This is a genomic window from Aeromicrobium piscarium (assembly GCF_007421815.1).
Lineage (GTDB): Bacteria > Actinomycetota > Actinomycetes > Propionibacteriales > Nocardioidaceae > Aeromicrobium > Aeromicrobium piscarium.
Genome location: NZ_VLNT01000002.1, coordinates 270,043 through 285,611, shown reverse-complemented (window position 1 = coordinate 285,611; position 15,569 = coordinate 270,043). Strand labels below are relative to the sequence as shown.

The 15,569-nt window shown below is 70.1% G+C and carries 15 protein-coding genes; 4 read left to right on the top strand and 11 right to left on the bottom strand.

Going from position 1 to position 15,569, the window contains the following annotated elements:
* Nucleotides 1-30 precede the first annotated feature (30 nt).
* On the bottom strand, nt 31-1,482 hold the full coding sequence (locus tag FNM00_RS04190) for an RNA polymerase sigma factor (RefSeq protein WP_143911754.1): 1,452 nt from the start codon (nt 1,480-1,482) through the stop codon (nt 31-33).
* Nucleotides 1,483-1,577: 95 nt separating this feature from the next.
* On the opposite strand from FNM00_RS04190, the gene FNM00_RS04185 reads away from it, so the two are divergent.
* The 3 genes from FNM00_RS04185 to rsrA all read left to right on the top strand — a co-directional run bounded on the left by FNM00_RS04185 (nt 1,578) and on the right by rsrA (nt 3,323).
* Entirely contained in the window at nt 1,578-2,288 is a 711-nt protein-coding gene (locus tag FNM00_RS04185; protein ID WP_143911753.1) for an SOS response-associated peptidase, read from the top strand.
* A gap of 86 nt (nt 2,289-2,374) precedes the next feature.
* Complete coding sequence (locus FNM00_RS04180; RefSeq protein ID WP_185972960.1) at nt 2,375-2,986, top strand: sigma-70 family RNA polymerase sigma factor; 612 nt, start codon at nt 2,375-2,377, stop codon at nt 2,984-2,986.
* Nucleotides 2,987-3,056: 70 nt separating this feature from the next.
* On the top strand, nt 3,057-3,323 hold the full coding sequence (rsrA, locus tag FNM00_RS04175) for a mycothiol system anti-sigma-R factor (protein ID WP_143911749.1): 267 nt from the start codon (nt 3,057-3,059) through the stop codon (nt 3,321-3,323).
* A 117-nt stretch (nt 3,324-3,440) separates the two neighbouring features.
* Here the strand turns inward: rsrA and FNM00_RS04170 are convergent, their stop codons facing one another.
* The 8 genes from FNM00_RS04170 to FNM00_RS04140 all read right to left on the bottom strand — a co-directional run bounded on the left by FNM00_RS04170 (nt 3,441) and on the right by FNM00_RS04140 (nt 12,221).
* Nucleotides 3,441-5,255 (bottom strand): siderophore-interacting protein, encoded by a 1,815-nt coding sequence (locus FNM00_RS04170; RefSeq protein WP_143911747.1) that lies wholly within the window; start codon nt 5,253-5,255, stop codon nt 3,441-3,443.
* 68 nt (nt 5,256-5,323) lie between these two features.
* Complete coding sequence (locus FNM00_RS19510; RefSeq protein WP_373887156.1) at nt 5,324-5,398, bottom strand: 50S ribosomal protein bL37; 75 nt, start codon at nt 5,396-5,398, stop codon at nt 5,324-5,326.
* A gap of 31 nt (nt 5,399-5,429) precedes the next feature.
* Nucleotides 5,430-5,798 (bottom strand): thioesterase family protein, encoded by a 369-nt coding sequence (locus tag FNM00_RS04165; RefSeq protein WP_143911746.1) that lies wholly within the window; start codon nt 5,796-5,798, stop codon nt 5,430-5,432.
* Nucleotides 5,799-5,978: 180 nt separating this feature from the next.
* The gene (locus tag FNM00_RS04160) at nt 5,979-7,694 is read right to left on the bottom strand and encodes an ABC transporter ATP-binding protein (protein ID WP_143911744.1); all 1,716 of its coding nucleotides are present in this window, start codon (nt 7,692-7,694) and stop codon (nt 5,979-5,981) included.
* On the bottom strand, nt 7,691-9,364 hold the full coding sequence (locus FNM00_RS04155) for an ABC transporter ATP-binding protein (RefSeq protein WP_143911742.1): 1,674 nt from the start codon (nt 9,362-9,364) through the stop codon (nt 7,691-7,693). The genes FNM00_RS04160 and FNM00_RS04155 overlap by 4 nt, the downstream gene beginning before the upstream one ends.
* The gene (locus FNM00_RS04150) at nt 9,357-10,142 is read right to left on the bottom strand and encodes an ABC transporter ATP-binding protein (protein WP_143911740.1); all 786 of its coding nucleotides are present in this window, start codon (nt 10,140-10,142) and stop codon (nt 9,357-9,359) included. The genes FNM00_RS04155 and FNM00_RS04150 overlap by 8 nt, the downstream gene beginning before the upstream one ends.
* A complete protein-coding gene (locus tag FNM00_RS04145; RefSeq protein ID WP_221933575.1) occupies nt 10,135-11,193 on the bottom strand; it encodes a FecCD family ABC transporter permease in 1,059 nt (352 codons plus the stop codon). The genes FNM00_RS04150 and FNM00_RS04145 overlap by 8 nt, the downstream gene beginning before the upstream one ends.
* Complete coding sequence (locus FNM00_RS04140; RefSeq protein ID WP_221933574.1) at nt 11,190-12,221, bottom strand: FecCD family ABC transporter permease; 1,032 nt, start codon at nt 12,219-12,221, stop codon at nt 11,190-11,192. The genes FNM00_RS04145 and FNM00_RS04140 overlap by 4 nt, the downstream gene beginning before the upstream one ends.
* A gap of 58 nt (nt 12,222-12,279) precedes the next feature.
* Here FNM00_RS04140 and FNM00_RS04135 point away from each other — a divergent pair, with 58 nt between their 5' ends.
* Complete coding sequence (locus FNM00_RS04135; protein ID WP_143911738.1) at nt 12,280-13,242, top strand: ABC transporter substrate-binding protein; 963 nt, start codon at nt 12,280-12,282, stop codon at nt 13,240-13,242.
* Between the two features lie 124 nt (nt 13,243-13,366).
* Here FNM00_RS04135 and FNM00_RS04130 read toward each other — a convergent pair whose 3' ends face one another.
* Complete coding sequence (locus FNM00_RS04130; protein ID WP_143911736.1) at nt 13,367-13,861, bottom strand: GNAT family N-acetyltransferase; 495 nt, start codon at nt 13,859-13,861, stop codon at nt 13,367-13,369.
* A gap of 14 nt (nt 13,862-13,875) precedes the next feature.
* Nucleotides 13,876-15,546, bottom strand: a complete 1,671-nt coding sequence (locus tag FNM00_RS04125) for an acetolactate synthase (protein ID WP_246065052.1) — start codon at nt 15,544-15,546, stop codon at nt 13,876-13,878.
* Between the last annotated feature and the right edge of the window lie 23 nt (nt 15,547-15,569).

Sequence of the window (15,569 nt, the reverse complement as noted above, 5' to 3'; positions counted from 1 at the left end):
CTGAGTCGCTCATCCGTCGCCGTGGCGGGGTCACTCCGTGGTTGGACGACGCGTGTCGTCATCACCCGAGGTCGGGGCGTCGCCGCCGCTGGGCCCGGGGGTGTCCTCGGGGACGGGCCCGGGCTTGGGCGGTGGGGTCTCCCCGCCGGCCCACGGGCCGAAGGAGAAGGAGTGGCCGCGCGGCGATCCCGACGTATCGCTCGACCACACGTGGGCCCGGCCACGGACCTCATCGGCGACCACCGTCACCGAGGCCCGAGCGGTCTCACCGGGCCGCAGCGTCCGGGTGCAGGTCACTGCACTCGAGGACGGGGCGCAGGAGAGGCCGGAGGCGCCGGAGAACCTGAAGGTCGTGTCGATATCGAAGCGCACCGTGACCTGTCGGGCGCCCGGCGAGGCCTGCTCGCCGACCAACTGCAGATTCATGCGGACGAGGCGCTGGCCGCCTTCGGCGAGCCGGTCCGGATCGCCGAAGGCGAAGCCGACGCCCATGGCGGCGGGCGGCGCGCTCGGTGGAGGAGCATCGGGTGGCTGTGTCGAGGGCGCAGGGGCTTCGGTCGAGGGTTCGGGCGTGTCCTCGTCGTCCGGCGAGGGCTCGGCCGTGGTGGGTTCGGTGCTCTCCGGCGTGGGCTCCTCAGGGGTCTCGGGATCCGGTGTGGGAGAGGCGCTGGCGCTCGGCACGGACGGAAGACCACCCCACGCGGTGGGGACGCTGGAAGGACCCCACTGGGCGACTGCGAGCGCGCCCGCGCTCGTGGCCGCCAGGAGGGTGGCGGCGGTGGCGATGAGAACCGCGGGCACCCAGCGCGGACGCACAGGAGCGGCGCGCCGTGAGGTGGGCTCGCGCAGGTAGCGTCCCGCCACGGGCCCGAGGGTCGCTGCGGCCAGCTCGTGGGCATGGGTGAGGTCCTCGACGGCCCACCACAGGCCGAGGCACGTGGCGCACGCGTCGGCGTGGGCCGAGAGATCGTCCAGATGGGTGCGCGCATGCAGGGCGGCGGCATCCTCGCGCTGGCGAGTGAGATAGGCCGTCCGCAGGGCGGTCTCCGCTCCGGCCCGGAGCGCGGGGATCTCTTGGGGCCGGACGCCGGCCACGAGGGCCGTCTCGGCGGCCGGAGCCTCCTCGACGACCGTGTGCCAGAGGACCGTGCGATGAACCGGTGTCAGGCTCTGCCAGGCACGCGACGCCGCGGAGTCGGGAGACGCCGCGCCGTGGGCATCGAGCGTGAGTCCGAGCAGCCATGGGCGGATCGCCGCATCGTCGGCCTCTCCGGCGAGCACGCGGGACAGCCCTTCGGCGAACACGGTGCCGACGAGCGCCTCGGAGGCTCGCTCACGGGTCAGGCAGACCGCGAGATGCTCGACAGCCGGGCGGTGACGATCGAAGAGCGCTGAGTAAGCGGTGGCGTCCCCCGCCTGGGCAGCACTGACCAACGCCTCATCGCTGCGCTGCGAAGTGCGCTGGGCGTCGTCGGCTCTCATACTGTCCCCGGGGTCGGCGTCGTCTGCCTCTCATCCTAGGCAAGGACTCCACATCCGTCAGGCGACTCGCTGGATGGGGCTGGCACCATGACGACATGTGCGGCCGATACGCGACGTCACGAACGTCGTCGCAACTGGAACGGGACTTCGAGGCGAGACTGGGCGACCTGCACGTCGAGGCCGAGGCGGACTACAACGCCGCGCCCACCAAGCCTGAGCCTCTCATCGTGGGCCGGCGGGACGAGTCGGGATCCTGGCGAGAGGTCGTGACGGCGCGCTGGGGACTGATCCCCTCCTGGGCCAAGGACCCCTCTATCGGCAACAAGCTCATCAACGCCCGCTCTGAGACCGTCGCGGAGAAGCCGTCCTTCCGGAGGGCCTTCGCCTCTCGTCGTGCCGTGGTGCCCGCCGACGGGTTCTACGAGTGGTATCAGCCCCAGGCCGGTGCCGATGGAGCGAAACCGCGCAAGCAGCCCTTCTACCTCACCGGCCGGGAAGGTGCAGGACTCGGGCTCGCCGGGATCTACGAGTTCTGGAAGGACCCGGAGGGCACCTGGGTGCTCAGCTACAGCATCCTGACCACGTCGGCGGAGGGTGACGACGGACGGCTGCACGACCGCGCTCCGCTGCTGGTTCCCTCCGGCATCGGTGACGACTGGCTGGATCGCGACGTGCCCGGCGCACAGCTGCTGCCGGAACTCGTCCCCGCCACGCCCGGGGTGCTCGACGCCTGGCCGGTCTCGCTCGCGGTCAACAACGTGCGCAACAACGGTCCCGAACTGGTCGAGCCGGTCGCGGCGGAATAGGCCGGCGGGTCCGCGCGTTGTTGCTGCAGAGGAGGTAGTCGATGCTCGCGTGTCCTGAGAGGCCGATCCCCGTAGACTTCGAGGAGATGGCCACCGACGACGTCGTACTCAACGAGGAAACCCCCGAACAGCGCCAAGCGCGGTTCGAGGCCGATGCTCTGCCGTTCCTGGATCAGCTGTACTCGGCGGCGCTGCGCATGACGCGCAATCCCGCCGATGCCGAGGACATCGTCCAGGAGACCTACGCCAAGGCGTTCAGCTCGTTCCACCAGTTCAAGCCCGGCACCAATCTCAAGGCCTGGCTGTACCGGATCCTGACCAATACCTACATCAACTCGTACCGCAAGAAGCAGCGTCAGCCGCAGCAGGTCACCGAGGAGATCGAGGACTGGCAGGTAGCCGCCGCGGAGGCGCACACGTCGAGCGGACTGAAGTCCGCGGAGATGGAGGCCCTCGAGCGGATGCCTGACAGCGACGTCAAGGAGGCGCTCCAGGCGCTGCCGGAGGACTTCCGTTACGCGGTCTATCTCGCCGATGTCGAGGGTTTCCCGTACAAGGAGATCGCCGAGATCATGGACACGCCCATCGGCACCGTGATGTCGCGCCTGCACCGTGGCCGTCGCCAGTTGCGCGAGATGCTGACCGACTACGCCCGGGGCCGCGGCATGGCCGTCGCGAAGGCGGGTGACGACGCATGAGCGAGCGAACGATGGGTACTGAGGAATGCCGCCATCGGCCTAGTGTTCTTTCCCGTGAGGCGGTGGCGGCATGAGCCAGTGCGACGGACCCGAGTGCACGGAAGCGCTCCAGAAGCTCTACCTGTTCATCGACCATGAACTCGAGGACGCCAGCTGCGAGCAGATCCAGGCGCATATCGACAACTGCCGCGACTGCCTGACCGAGTACGAGATCGATGTGCTCGTCAAGGCGTTGCTCTCGCGCTCGTGCAGCGAGACGGCGCCGCCGCCCCTGCGCGAGCGTGTCCTGCTGTCGATCCGCACCGTCCACGTCGAGTTCCGCGAACAAGCCGACTGACCGTCTTCTCGTTGAGCGTGAGTCCTCGGTGAGTGTGACGTTTGGACGGTCGAACGCCCGATGTCACCGTCCAAACGTTCCCCCTACTCGCTGCGCTCGTGGGAGGTACCCCCACACTCAGCGGGTGAGGGTGTAGAGGCGCACGCCCCAGCCCGCGTCGCGTTCGTCGACGATCGTGTACGGCGAGTCCGCGACGAGGGCGCGCAGTGACGCCTCGTCGCGCAGACCCGTTCCGTGAGCGCACCAGTGCAGGAGCTGTGCGGCGGCCTCCTCGTGATCGTGGGGGTCGTCGGCCACTCGTTCGACGAGCACGATCCGCGGCGCCGTGAACTGGCCGAGCGCCAACGCCGCGTCCGCATCGGCGAGAGTCTTCAGGAGATCCACCGTCAGGACCACGTCGCCGGTGACCGAGAGCGGGGCGAGCGGATGCGCGCGATGGGCCGTCACTCGCCCGGCCTGAGTCAGCGATTCGGCGAAGACGACCTCGAGCTCGGACGGCAGGCCCACGAGCGTCGCCGTGATGTCCGGCGCCTGCCGCAGCACCGCTTCGAGCACGTGACCCGCCCCCGGGCCGAGCGCGACGACGTGCTCATAGCGAGTCCAGTCATGGCGTTGAGCGATCGACGGTGCCACCCACTGGGTGTTCTCCTCGCCCAACCGCCGCAGGGACGCGACGAGGTCGGGGGCGTCCGCGGTGCGCTCGGCCACCGTGCGGGTCGGTCGGCCGTTCACGATGACATCGGGGAGATCGGCGATGCTCAGGTGGAGCATCGCCTCGATGCCGTCGAGGCGGTACTCCTCGAGGGAATGCCCGTCCCCGGCCATCTCGGACCCCATCAGGTCGAGTCCGTAGACTCCCGCCTCGAACGTGGCGATCTGCTCGGCGACCAGTACGTCGAGCAGGGCTCGCAGTGAAGGGGCGTGGAGACCCAGCCGGGAGGCGAGGGTCTCGGCCGACCGCGGCTCGGCGTCGAGCGCCTCGATCACGCCGGTGGTGACGGCGACCCGGATCGCGAACGGTGTCGTCAGATCGGTGAGCTCGTGGAGGCGCTCGTGGCGGGCGATGCGTTCGTCATCGGCGACATCGTCGGTCGGGACGCCGGAGTCGTCGGTGGTCACCTCGGTACGGCGCCAGTACCCGGTCAGATCGAGGCAGTCGCGCGGGACCTGACGCTCGTGGACCAGGTGGGCACGGATCGGCTTGAGCGTCGCGGCCTCGCCGGCCACCCAGCAGTAGGCATCGCCCGGGCGCCAGTCCAGCTCGCGGATCGCCTTCTCCAACAGATCGGTGGTGCCGGGCTCCGCGCCGTCGCGATGCAGCCAGGTGAGCTCCGTGTTGGGCCCCACCCGCAGTTCCTGCTCATGGCCTGCCTCGGCGACTTCGACGAACACCGTCGCCGGCACAGAGGGGTCCAGTTCCTCCAGCAGTCGTCCGATGGCCGGAAGGGCCGTCTCGTCGCCGGCGATGAGCAGCCAGTCGACATCGTGGGGGACTGCGGAGGACATCTTCGGACCCGCGATCCAGGCCGAGTCGCCGACGCGGACGTTCTCGGCCCAGCGAGTGGCGAAGCCGGCCTCGTGGCGGACGAAATCCAGGTCGAGCTCCCCGGCCTCGGGATCCCAGCGTCGCGGAGTGTAGTCCTTGGCGATCGGCCGGGTGTCAGGTGCCTTCCAGTCCAGGTGGCCCTCGACCTGTACCGGGAGCACCGGCCGCTCCTCGCCCGCGCCGGGAACGAAGACCTTGACGTGATCATCGAAGCCGTCGTTGCGCAGCTCCGGGACGTCGATGCCGTCGGGCGTGGTGAAGGCGCGCAGCTGCTCGCCGCGCAAGGTGATGCGCCGCATGCCCGGCGTCACGTCGTGGACGGCGGCCACCTCCAGCTCGCGCAGGCTGATGGGGAACATCTCGACATCGCGGCGTAGTCGTGGCATGCGAGTAAGGCTACCCTCACATGCCGAGAGCCCCACCGGGGGTGGGGCTCTCGGACGTCAGTGACGACTCACGCGTTGGGGCGCTTGCCGTGGTTCGCGTTCTTCTTGCGACGCGCGCGGCGCTTGCGGCCGGTCTTACCCATGAGGTCCTCCTGATCTCGACGCTTCGGTGTCCTAGTTTCCCACATCGGGGACACGGGCGTTGAATCGCTCCCGGTCCACGACGATGCGCCGGATCTCGCCGGCGGCCACGAGGGTGCCGTGCTCGTCGTGGGCGGCGACCTGGAAGCGGTGGAGCCGGCCGTCCTGATGGGCGAGGGAGGCGGTGGCCGTGATGGTCGCTCCGACCGCGCTCGGAGCACGGTGGTCGACCTCGATCCGCGTGCCGACGCTCGTCTGCCGCTCGTCGATATCGAGGACCGCGCAGGTCGCCTCCTCCAGCCAGGCGATCACGACGGGGGTCCCGAGGACCTCCAGATCCCCGCTGCCGACCGCCCGGGCGGTGTGCTCGGCGGTCACGACATGGGTCACGGTGCTGGCCATGGTGCGACCTTAGTGGTCTGAGGACGCCCCGGCGAACTCGGTGGCGGTGCGTGCTCAACCCTTCCTCGCCAGCGGCGGTACGCGGTCAACCTCATCGAGTCGTCATGAGGTTGCCGATGTACCGCCAACGGTGGCGAGAGGTTGACCACCTACCGCCACCGGCCGAGGCGAGTCGGGCTGTCAGTCGGCGAGGGTGGGGGCGCTCCAGGCCTCCCAGAGCTCGGCGTAGTGGCCGCCGGCGGCGACGAGAGCGTCGTGGGTCCCGGCCTCCACGATGCGGCCGTGCTCCATGACGAGGATGCGGTCGGCCTCCCGGGCCTGGCTGAGTCGGTGGGCGACGATGAGCGCGGAACGTCCCGCGATCACCGCGTGGGCGGCATCGTCGAGGAGCCGGGCGCCCGACGAACCCGCCTCGGCCGTCGCCTCGTCGAGCACCACGATCTGCGGGTCGTGCGCCGCCAACCGGGCCAGAGCGAGCTGTTGCCCCTGTGCGGTGGTGAGCGGATGCCCGAGGTGGCCGACGCGGGTGTCGAGGCCGTTGGGGAGCCCGCCGACCCATTCCGCGCACCGAGCGGTGCGCATCGCCGCCCAGACGCCGTCATCGTCGAGGCCCGCCGCGGCGAGGGTGATGTTGTCGCGGACGGTCGCGGCGAACACATGCACGTCCTGGGACACGAGGGTCAAGCGACCACGCACGTCGCGTTCGCCCGAGCACGGCTCCACGTGCCCGGCGACGATCGCCGCCAGCGTCGACTTGCCGGCACCGGTCGAACCGACGAGCGCCACGTGCTCACCCGGTGCGATCTCCAGGTCGACATCACGGACGACCTCGGGACCGTCTCCATAGCGGTGGGAGACACCGTCCAGCCGCACCACGGGAGATCCCTCGTGCGGCTGCTCGGGTGTCGGTGACGGTAGCTCGAGCACACCGACGAGTCGGGCCAGCGATGCGCCCGAGGACTGGATCTGGTCGAAGATCATCAAGACGGCGCCGATGGGATTGAACAGCCGGTGGAAGTACAGCGCGGCTGCCGTCGCCGCGCCGATCGTGATGGCATCGGCGCGGACGAGGAGGAATCCGGTCGTCAGCACGGCGGTCAGGCCGACCCATTCGGCGAAGTTGATGCGGCCGAAGAGGCGCGTGAGCAGCGCGAAGACCTGCACGGCCTGGCTGAGCGTCGCGCGCGAATGATGGTGGATGCGGCCGCGAGCGCCCGCCTCGCGGCCGAGCGCACGCAATGTGGCGGCGCCGTGCACACCGGCGACGAGCGCCTCGGCCCGCTCGCCCTGGGCGATCCGCTCACGCCGGTAGAAGGGTGCCGAACGGGGCAGGTACCACCGCAGCGCGAACACATAGAACGGTGCTGCCAGCAGTCCGGCGAGCGCTAGTCGCCAGTCGAGCGCGAACAGCCCGATCGCGGTGAAGGCGATAGCGACACCCGCGCGGACGAACTCGGGGATGGCGTTGTCGAGCGACTCGCTGATCTGTCGGACATCGTCGCCCACCCGGGACATGAGGTCGCCTGTGCCCGCGGCCTCCAATCGCTCGGTGTCCTGGTGCAGCGCTCGGTCCAGCACCTCCTCGCGCAGGCGCGCCAGTGCGGGATTCGCCGCTTGAGCGAGAAGCACGGCGGACCCCGTGGTGGCCACTGCCCCGACGATCGCGGCGCCGACGATGATCGCGCTGCGCGTCAGCACCTCGCGGGCGGTGCCGTCGCCGGAGTTGACGACATCGACGATCGAGCCCAAGACGAAGGGCGGCACGATCCCGGCGAAGCCGACGACGGCGAACAACAGGACGCTCACGGTCAACGGTCCCCGATGGGAACGCAGCAGCGCCCACGCGTGGCGCGTGGTCGTGCGTCGGTCCGCGATCGGCAGGATCGCGCGGCTCATCGGATGACCGCCTCACGGTAGGTGTCGTCGCGCGCGAGCAGGTCGCGGTGGGTGCCGCGATCGGCGACGCGACCGGCCCGCACGACGACCACATGGTCGCTGGCGTCGAGGAGGGCCGGGCTTGAGCTCAGCACGAGGGTCGCGCGTCCCGCTCGCACGGAGCGGAGCCCGGCGGCGATCCGCTGCTCCGTGACGGCGTCGACCGCGCTGGTCGGGTCGTGCAGCACGAGCACGGGCCGGTCCGCCGCGAGCGAGCGCGCCAGGACGAGCCGCTGGCGTTGTCCACCGGACAGCGTGCCGCCACTGGCGCGGAGGTGGTGGTCGAGCCCGTCCTCGTGGGCCGCGATGACATCGTGTGCCGCGGAGGCATCGAGCACGACGTCGAGCTGCTCGCTCGACAGCGCGCGGTCGGGATCCATCGCGTCGAGCACGGTGCCCTCGAAGAGATCGGCGCCGTGGTCCACGACGAGCATCGAGGTGCGGCGCGACGCGATGCTCAGCGCCGACAGCTCGTGCTCGCCGAGGAGGACCCGTCCGCCGCCCGGCCGTGTCCCGTGCAGCGTGTCGATGAGCGCGGCGTCGAAGGCGGGATCGTCGCTGACGATCGTGACGAGATCGCCGCCCTTCACCGTGAGGTCCAGCTCCTCGACGGTCAGCCGGTCAGCCGGCGTGTTGAGCTCGACAGGACCTTCGGGGACGAGCGGGGGTGTGTGCAGGAAGCGGCTGATCCGCGCCCCGGATGCGAGCGAGGCCGCCGCCTGAGCGGTCAGCTCGCCGAGGGCGACGATCGGCTCGGCGAGATATTGCGCGACGCCCACGACGGCGATGAACTGTCCGAGGGTGATCGCATCGTCGAGCGCCCGTATCCCGGCGACGGCCGCGACGATACCGAGGAAGAGCGTGCTGAGGCCTGAGCTCACACCCGACAGGACGCCCCATGAGCGCGCCATCGTGATGCTCGCGCGCTGGGCGTCGAGGCTCGCCCGCGCGTAGCGCCCGGCGGCGACGTCCTCGCCGTGCACGCCCTTGAGGGGGCGGAGGCCGGCCATCAGGTCGCTGGCAACGCCGGCCGCACGGGCGATCGTCGCCTGCTGTGACGTGGTGCGCCGCGCGACAGCGGGAGCGAGGAGCTGAGTGAGGGCCACGGTCAGCGGCATGCCGAGCATGACGAGCACGCCGATCACCCAGTCGGTCCACAGCAGCCAGACCCCGATCACGACGACCGCGGTCAGCGAGCCGAGGGCGAAGCCGAACTGCCGGACCACGATGCCGGTCATGTTCGCATCGGCGGTGGCGAGGGAGAGCACCTCGCCGGGCAGCTGATCCGTGTCGGCCCCGCGAGGATCGAGCACATGGCCGCCGATCTCCTCGCGGAGCGTGTGCGATTCCTCCTGCACGCTGCGGAAGCCCAGCCGTCCGCCGAAGCGGTACGCGAGGCTGAACCCGGCCATGAGCGCTGCCAGCACGCCGAGCCAGAGCAGGAACGGGCCCAGATCGTCGCCGGCGATGCCGTGATCGACGACGAGTCCGATGACGACCGGGGTGAGGGCCTCGCCGAGCTGCCACGCGATGATGAGCGGATAGGCGAGCAGCAGCCGTCGCCCCTGCCGGCGGATCGTCTGCCGCAGCATTCCGGCGCCGGTGCGCGGCGCGGCCGACGGTTCAGGCATGGCTCGTCGGCACGACGGTGGGCAGTCCGTCGACGGGGTCGGCGAAGACGTGGGCCTGCAGGCCGAAGACCTCCCGCAGCAGCTCCGGCCGCAGCAGCGACAGGGGATCGCCCTCGGTGACGATCGTGCCCTCCTTCATCACCACGATGTGGTCGCTGTAGCGGGCGGCGAGGCCGAGATCGTGCAGGACGAGGACGATCGTCTTGCCGCGCTCGCGCAGTCGGACCACGAGGTCGAGCACGTCGACGGCATGGGCCAGGTCGAGATGCGTCGTGGGCTCGTCGAGCAGGAGCAGCGGGGTCTCCTGGGCGAGCGTCATCGCGATCCAGGCGCGCTGGCGCTGGCCGCCGGAGAGCTCGTCGAGCGGACGGTCCGCGAGATCGAGGACGCCGGTCGCCTCCATCGCCTCGGCCGCGATCGCCTCGTCGGCCGCCGACCACTGCCGGTACCAGGGCTGGTGCGGTTGTCGCCCTCGCGCGGCGAGGTCCGCGACGGTGAGCCCCTCGGGAGCCACCGGACTCTGCGGCAGGATCGCCAGGCGCTGGGCGATCTGTCTGGTGCGCAGAGACCCGACCGCGTCGCCGAACAGCGTCACGTCCCCGGTTGTGGGGCGCAGCAGACGACCCATGGTGCGCAGCAGGGTGGACTTGCCGCAGCCGTTCGGACCGATGATCGTGGTGATCTTGCCGCTGTCGATCGTCAGATCGACGTCGCGGAGCACGGTTCGCGACGTGTAGCCGGCGGTCACCCCGCGGACGTGCAAGGGAACGTCAGACACTGGTCCTCCGCAGATGTCGGGTCATGAGGTACAGCAGGACCGGGGCTCCCAGCACCGAGGTGACGATACCGACCGGCAGCTCGAGCGGTAGACGCGCGGCGAGGAAGTCCGCTCCGACGAGCAGCAGGGCGCCGACGAGGCCGGAGGCGAGGGGCGGGGGACCGGCGGTGCCGAACAGTCGCATGGCGACCTGAGGCGCGACGAAGGCCACGAAGGCGATCGGTCCCGCAGCGGCGGTGGCGACCGACACGAGGGCGACCGCCGTGATGAGCGCGCCGGCCTCGGTGCGGCCGGCGGAGACTCCCAGCGCCTGGCCGATGTCTCTGCCGAGCCTCAGGGCGCCGAGGCCGCCGGCGAGCCGCAGGCAGACGAGGACGGCGAGCACCACCATCGGAGCGAGGTAGACGACGTCACCCATGCGCACCCCGCCGAGGGATCCGACCAGCCATCGCACGGCGACGCTTGCCTCCTCGACCTCCGCGCGGGTGAGTAGCCACGAGGTGAGGGCCAGGGCCAGGGCGTTGATGCCCAGACCGACGAGCACCAGTCGGTAGCCGTCGAATCCACCGCGCCATCCGAGGGTCAGGATCACCCCGGTCGTGATCAGGCCGCCGAGGATCGCGACGGGGACCAGCGCGACGGTGGTGGAGACCCCGAGCAGTCGTTCGGTCGTCTCCGGCCGCACGAGGGCAAGGACCGCGAAGGTGCCGGCACCGGCTGAGACGCCCAGGATGTCGGGGGTGGCGATCGGATTGCGCGTGATCGTCTGCGTGAGCGCGCCGCTCGTGCCCAGGCAGAAGCCGATGAGGGACCCGGCCAGCAGCCGCGAGAGGCGCCGGTCGATGATGACGAGGTTCTCGATCCGGGTTCCGCCGCCGGTGAGCGTCGCGACGACCCGGCCGGGACTGATCGCCAGGGCGCCGGTCGTCATGGTCAGCCACCACATCGCCAGCAGCAGCAGGATGCTGACGAGGGTGGCGATCGCGGTGCGCCGCCGCCAGCGGGTCCCGACCGGCCCGATGGCCCATCCCGTACGCGTCTCGGTGCTCACAGAGCCACCATCCTGCGGCGTCGGGTGATCGCGATCAGCACTGGCGCACCCACGATGGACATGACGATGCCCACCTGCAGTTCGCCGGGAGAGGCGATGACGCGCCCGATCGTGTCGGCGATCAGCAGTAGCGCCGCGCCGATCAGGCCGGCCTGTGGCACGAGCCAGCGGTAGTCGTGGCCGCTGATCAGCCGGGCCGCGTGCGGAGCGACGAGTCCGACGAAGAGGACGGGACCGCAGGCCGCCGTCGCGGCACCGGCCAGCAGGGTGATGCCGATGATGCCGAGCACCCGGGCCGCGATGATGCTGACGCCGAGCGAGCGGGCGACGTCCTCACCGAGTCCGAGGGAGTTGATGGAGAATCCGTTGGCGATCGCGACGACGGCTCCGGTCACGATGAGCACGGCGAGCAGCGGCACATAGGAGGTATCGCGCCCGGCGAGAGAGCCGACCTCCCAGAAGCGCATGACATCGAGGCTCTGCCGGTCCAGCAGCACGATTCCCGAGGTCAACGAGCTGAGGAGCGCTGAGACCGTCGTGCCGATGACGGCCAGCATCACCAGGGCTCCGCCGCGCAGATGGCCGAGTCCGAGGAAGAAGACGAGGAAGGACGCGAGGGCCGCGCCGATGAGGGCCGCGCCGATGATGCCGATCGGCGTGCTGACACCGAACGCGAAGGCCATGATCGCCACCGCGAAACCGGCACCGGCGTTCACGCCGAACAGTCCGGGTTCGGCCAGCGGGTTGCGCGTATGCCCTTGCATGAGGGCTCCGGCCATGCCGAAGGCCAGCCCCGCCAGGAGCCCCAGCAGGGTGCGTGGCAATCGCTGGCTCGTGATGACGACCGCGTCGGCCGTGCTGGCGGAGCCGCGGAGGGCGTCCAGCACGGTCGAGAGTGGGATCGACCGTGCGCCGATGGACAGGCTCAGCGCGATCGCGACGGCTAGGAGCACCGCGAGAACGACCGTGGCACCGGCCTGGCGACGGGTACGCGAACGCCCGACAGGGGGTGCATGCACGGCGCTCACGGATTTAGGTTAGCCTCACCGTTGTCTCTGTCGATGAACACCCCGGAAGAAGGCACCCATGAGACCGAGTTGGAAGGCCGGCGCCGTGACACTGGCGGCGGCGATCGCCCTGAGCGCATGCGGTGACGGCGGCGGAGAGTCGCAGGACGCGTCGTCCGATGACACCCGCACCGTCGAGTCGACCTTCACCGGCGAGCAGGTCGAGGTACCGGCCGAGCCGCAGCGGGTCATCGCCCTGTGGCGGACCGGCTCGGAGCTCGCGGATCTCGGCGTCGTTCCCGTGGCACAGCTGGAGGGTGAGCTCATCGACTCCGAGCTCGAGCCCGAGGTCTTCGACAAGGTCGCCGATGTCCCGGTGGTCGGCTCCTATGAGGGTGTCGACATCGAGAAGGTCATCGAAGCCGATCCCGATCTCATCATCGGCATGGACCACGGCAGCCTCTCGATCGACTACGACGAGCTGTCCGAGATCGCGCCGACCGTCATCTTCAAGATCGCCGAGCCCACGGACGTCTGGGCGAACTACCCGCTGGTCGCCGAGGCCGTCGGCAGGAGCACCGACTACGAGGACGAGCAGGCTGAGCTCGAGAAGTCTCTCGCGGCCATCCAGAACGAGTACGGCGAGGGTCTCGCCGACCTGCAGGTCACCTCGCTCGGCATCATGGACGGCACCATCTGGGTCGATACGTCGAAGGCTCTGCTCTACGACCGCATCACGGCGGCGGGCTTCGGATACAACCCGGCGTACACCGACAACCCCGAGCGCTATGTCACCGAGTTGGCGATGGAGAATCTGCCCGATCTGGCCGATCAGGACGCGATCTTCTACGATGTCGGCATCGACGGCACGCCTGATCCCGCGGTGCAGCAGCTGATCGACTCGCCGTCCTTCCAGGCGCTGCCCGCCGTCAAGGCCGGTCACGCCTTCCCGATCACCTCGGGAACCAACTACACCTTCGCCGGGGCGAACAAGCAGGTCGAGGATCTGCGTGCCGCCGCCGAGGAGCTCACCGGCAACTGAACCCGACGGTCCCTTCGACGGAAGGTGATCTCGATACGGCACGTGCTCACAGAGTTCGCTGCGCCTACTCGATCACCGCTCGTACGCCGGACCTGGGGCGTCGCCGCGCTGGATCGAGGTCACCTCAGGCGATCTCGCGGACGAAGGCCCACAGGGAGATGCCACGGGGGTCCGGTGGCGACCAGTCGCGCTCGGGCACGCGGCGAAAGCCCATCGACTCGTAGAGCCGGTGGGCTTTCGTCTGCGTCGGCATCGAGCAGAGCCACATCCGTGACAGGCCGAGTTCCGCGGCCTCGTCGAGGCAGCGGCCGACCAACGCGCGGGCGGCTCCGCGACCACGATGAGCCGGGTCGACCGCGAGGGCGCGGAACTCTCCCTCGTCATCGCTCGTCGCCAGCTCCCGATACGGTGACCCCGGCGGGCACCAGGTGATCGATCCGATGACGGCGCCGTCGTGCACGGCGACGATGACGTCGTCGGCACGTCCGGCCGCATCGGCCAGCCAGCTACCGTACTCATCGCCGGTGGTGAGATGCCCGTCGGTCGTGTAGCCGTCGACCACCACCCGTCCGGCCGCGACGAGCTCGTCGCCGGACGGACGGCGGATCTCCAGTGTCATACCGCGGCCCCGGGTCAGACGCCCATGGTCGCGCGGGGGTACTGCGCGTTGACATCGGTCATGACGTTGACCAGATAGGGGACGCCGGAGGTGAAAGCCCGGTCGATGGCAGGGCCGATCTGGCGCGGATCGGTGACCATCTCACCCCCGCCTCCCAGCGCCGTCACCACCTGGTCGTAGCGAGTGCTCGGTGCGAGGTCGGCGGCGACGTCGTAGCCGTAGAGCATCTGCATCGGGGCCTTCTCCAACCCCCAAGCGGAGTTGTTGCCGACGATCATCACGACCGGGAGATTGTGTCGTACCAGGGTGTCGACATCGATGAGCGACATGCCGGCGGCCCCATCGCCCAGCAGCAAGACGACCTGACTGCTCGGACGGGCGATGCGCGCCGCCATCGCGGCACCGAGTCCTGCACCGAGGCAGCCGTACGGACCCGGGTCCAGCCAGCCACCGGGGCGACGCGGCTCGACGAACTTGCCGGCGAAGGACACGAAGTCGCCGCCGTCTCCGATCACGACGGCATCGTCGTCGAGCCGGGGGAGCAGCTCGCCGTAGATGCGGGCCGGGTGGATCGGATCGGCCTCGGCGCCGAGTAGCGCCTTGTCCCGTTCGACCGCGCCGGCGACCGTCTGCCGGAGCTGATCGGTCCAGGTGCTCCAGTCCGGTCGGCGCTGCTGCGACTGCAATGCCTCGAGCAGGGCGTCGAAGAGGGTGCAGAGGTCTCCGGCGGCAGAGGCACCTAGCTCGGCGTGGGAGGACACCTGCCCGGGGGAGTCGGCCAGGTGCACGGTCGTGGCGGCCGGGGCGCCGTCCTTGCCCCCGAAGCGTCCGAACCCGAGCCGGAAGTCCAGGGGTGTGCCGGCCACGATCGCCAGATCACAGGTGCCCAGTGCTGGTGAACGTGCCTTCGTGACCAGGAGCGGATGGCCGCCGGGCACGACACCGCGACCCATGCCATTGGCGACGACGGGGATTCCCGAGCCTTCGACGAAGCGTAGGGCCGCCTCGTCGGCGTGATCGGACCAGACATCCGAACCCAGGACGAGGACGGGGCGGTGGGACTGGGCGAGCAGGGCCGCGACCCGCGCGATGTCATCGGGATCTGGTTCGACCACGGTGGCCTCTCCGCTGGCGATGTGCTCGACGGGGCCGTTGGAGAAGAACACGTCCATCGGGATGTCGACGAAGGTCGGTCCGCGGTGTGAGGCGCGGGCCGCGGTGAACGCCTCGTCGACGGCGGGCGCGATCTCGGTGAGCGATCCGGCGGTCCGCGCGGACTTGGTGACCGACTCCACGATTGGGGGATGGTCGAGCTCCTGCAGCGTGCCGCTGCCCCAGGTGGCCGCGGGCGCGCGGCCGCCGACGACGACGAGCGGCGCGCCCGAGAAGTGCGCCTGGGCGATCGGACTCACGCCATTGGTGACGCCCGGCCCGGCGGTCAGGACGGCGAGCCCGGGAGTGCGGGTCAGCTTGCCGATCGCCTCGGCGGCGAAGACGGCCGAGGGTTCGTGCCGCACGTCGATGATCGGCATCGGATCGTCGGTCGTCACCGCGGCGTCGTACATCGGGAAGACGTGGGCGCCGGAAAGGGTGAACATGGTGGTCACGCCGTGCGCGCGTGCCACGTCCAGGGCGTGGTGGCCGCCGTGCGGACCCGTCGGCTCGGGCATCTCCTGCTCGCTCATGCCGCCACCTGTACCGAGATGTG

Bases quoted from the DNA above. Each gene is read 5' to 3' on its own strand.
- FNM00_RS04190 (WP_143911754.1), bottom strand. From the start codon at position 1,482: ATGAGAGCCGACGACGCCCAGCGCACTTCGCAGCGCAGCGATGAGGCG.
- FNM00_RS04185 (WP_143911753.1), top strand. From the start codon at position 1,578: ATGTGCGGCCGATACGCGACGTCACGAACGTCGTCGCAACTGGAACGG.
- FNM00_RS04180 (WP_185972960.1), top strand. From the start codon at position 2,375: ATGGCCACCGACGACGTCGTACTCAACGAGGAAACCCCCGAACAGCGC.
- rsrA (WP_143911749.1), top strand. From the start codon at position 3,057: ATGAGCCAGTGCGACGGACCCGAGTGCACGGAAGCGCTCCAGAAGCTC.
- FNM00_RS04170 (WP_143911747.1), bottom strand. From the start codon at position 5,255: ATGCCACGACTACGCCGCGATGTCGAGATGTTCCCCATCAGCCTGCGC.
- FNM00_RS04165 (WP_143911746.1), bottom strand. From the start codon at position 5,798: ATGGCCAGCACCGTGACCCATGTCGTGACCGCCGAGCACACCGCCCGG.
- FNM00_RS04160 (WP_143911744.1), bottom strand. From the start codon at position 7,694: ATGAGCCGCGCGATCCTGCCGATCGCGGACCGACGCACGACCACGCGC.
- FNM00_RS04155 (WP_143911742.1), bottom strand. From the start codon at position 9,364: ATGCCTGAACCGTCGGCCGCGCCGCGCACCGGCGCCGGAATGCTGCGG.
- FNM00_RS04135 (WP_143911738.1), top strand. From the start codon at position 12,280: ATGAGACCGAGTTGGAAGGCCGGCGCCGTGACACTGGCGGCGGCGATC.
- FNM00_RS04130 (WP_143911736.1), bottom strand. From the start codon at position 13,861: ATGACACTGGAGATCCGCCGTCCGTCCGGCGACGAGCTCGTCGCGGCC.
- FNM00_RS04125 (WP_246065052.1), bottom strand. From the start codon at position 15,546: ATGAGCGAGCAGGAGATGCCCGAGCCGACGGGTCCGCACGGCGGCCAC.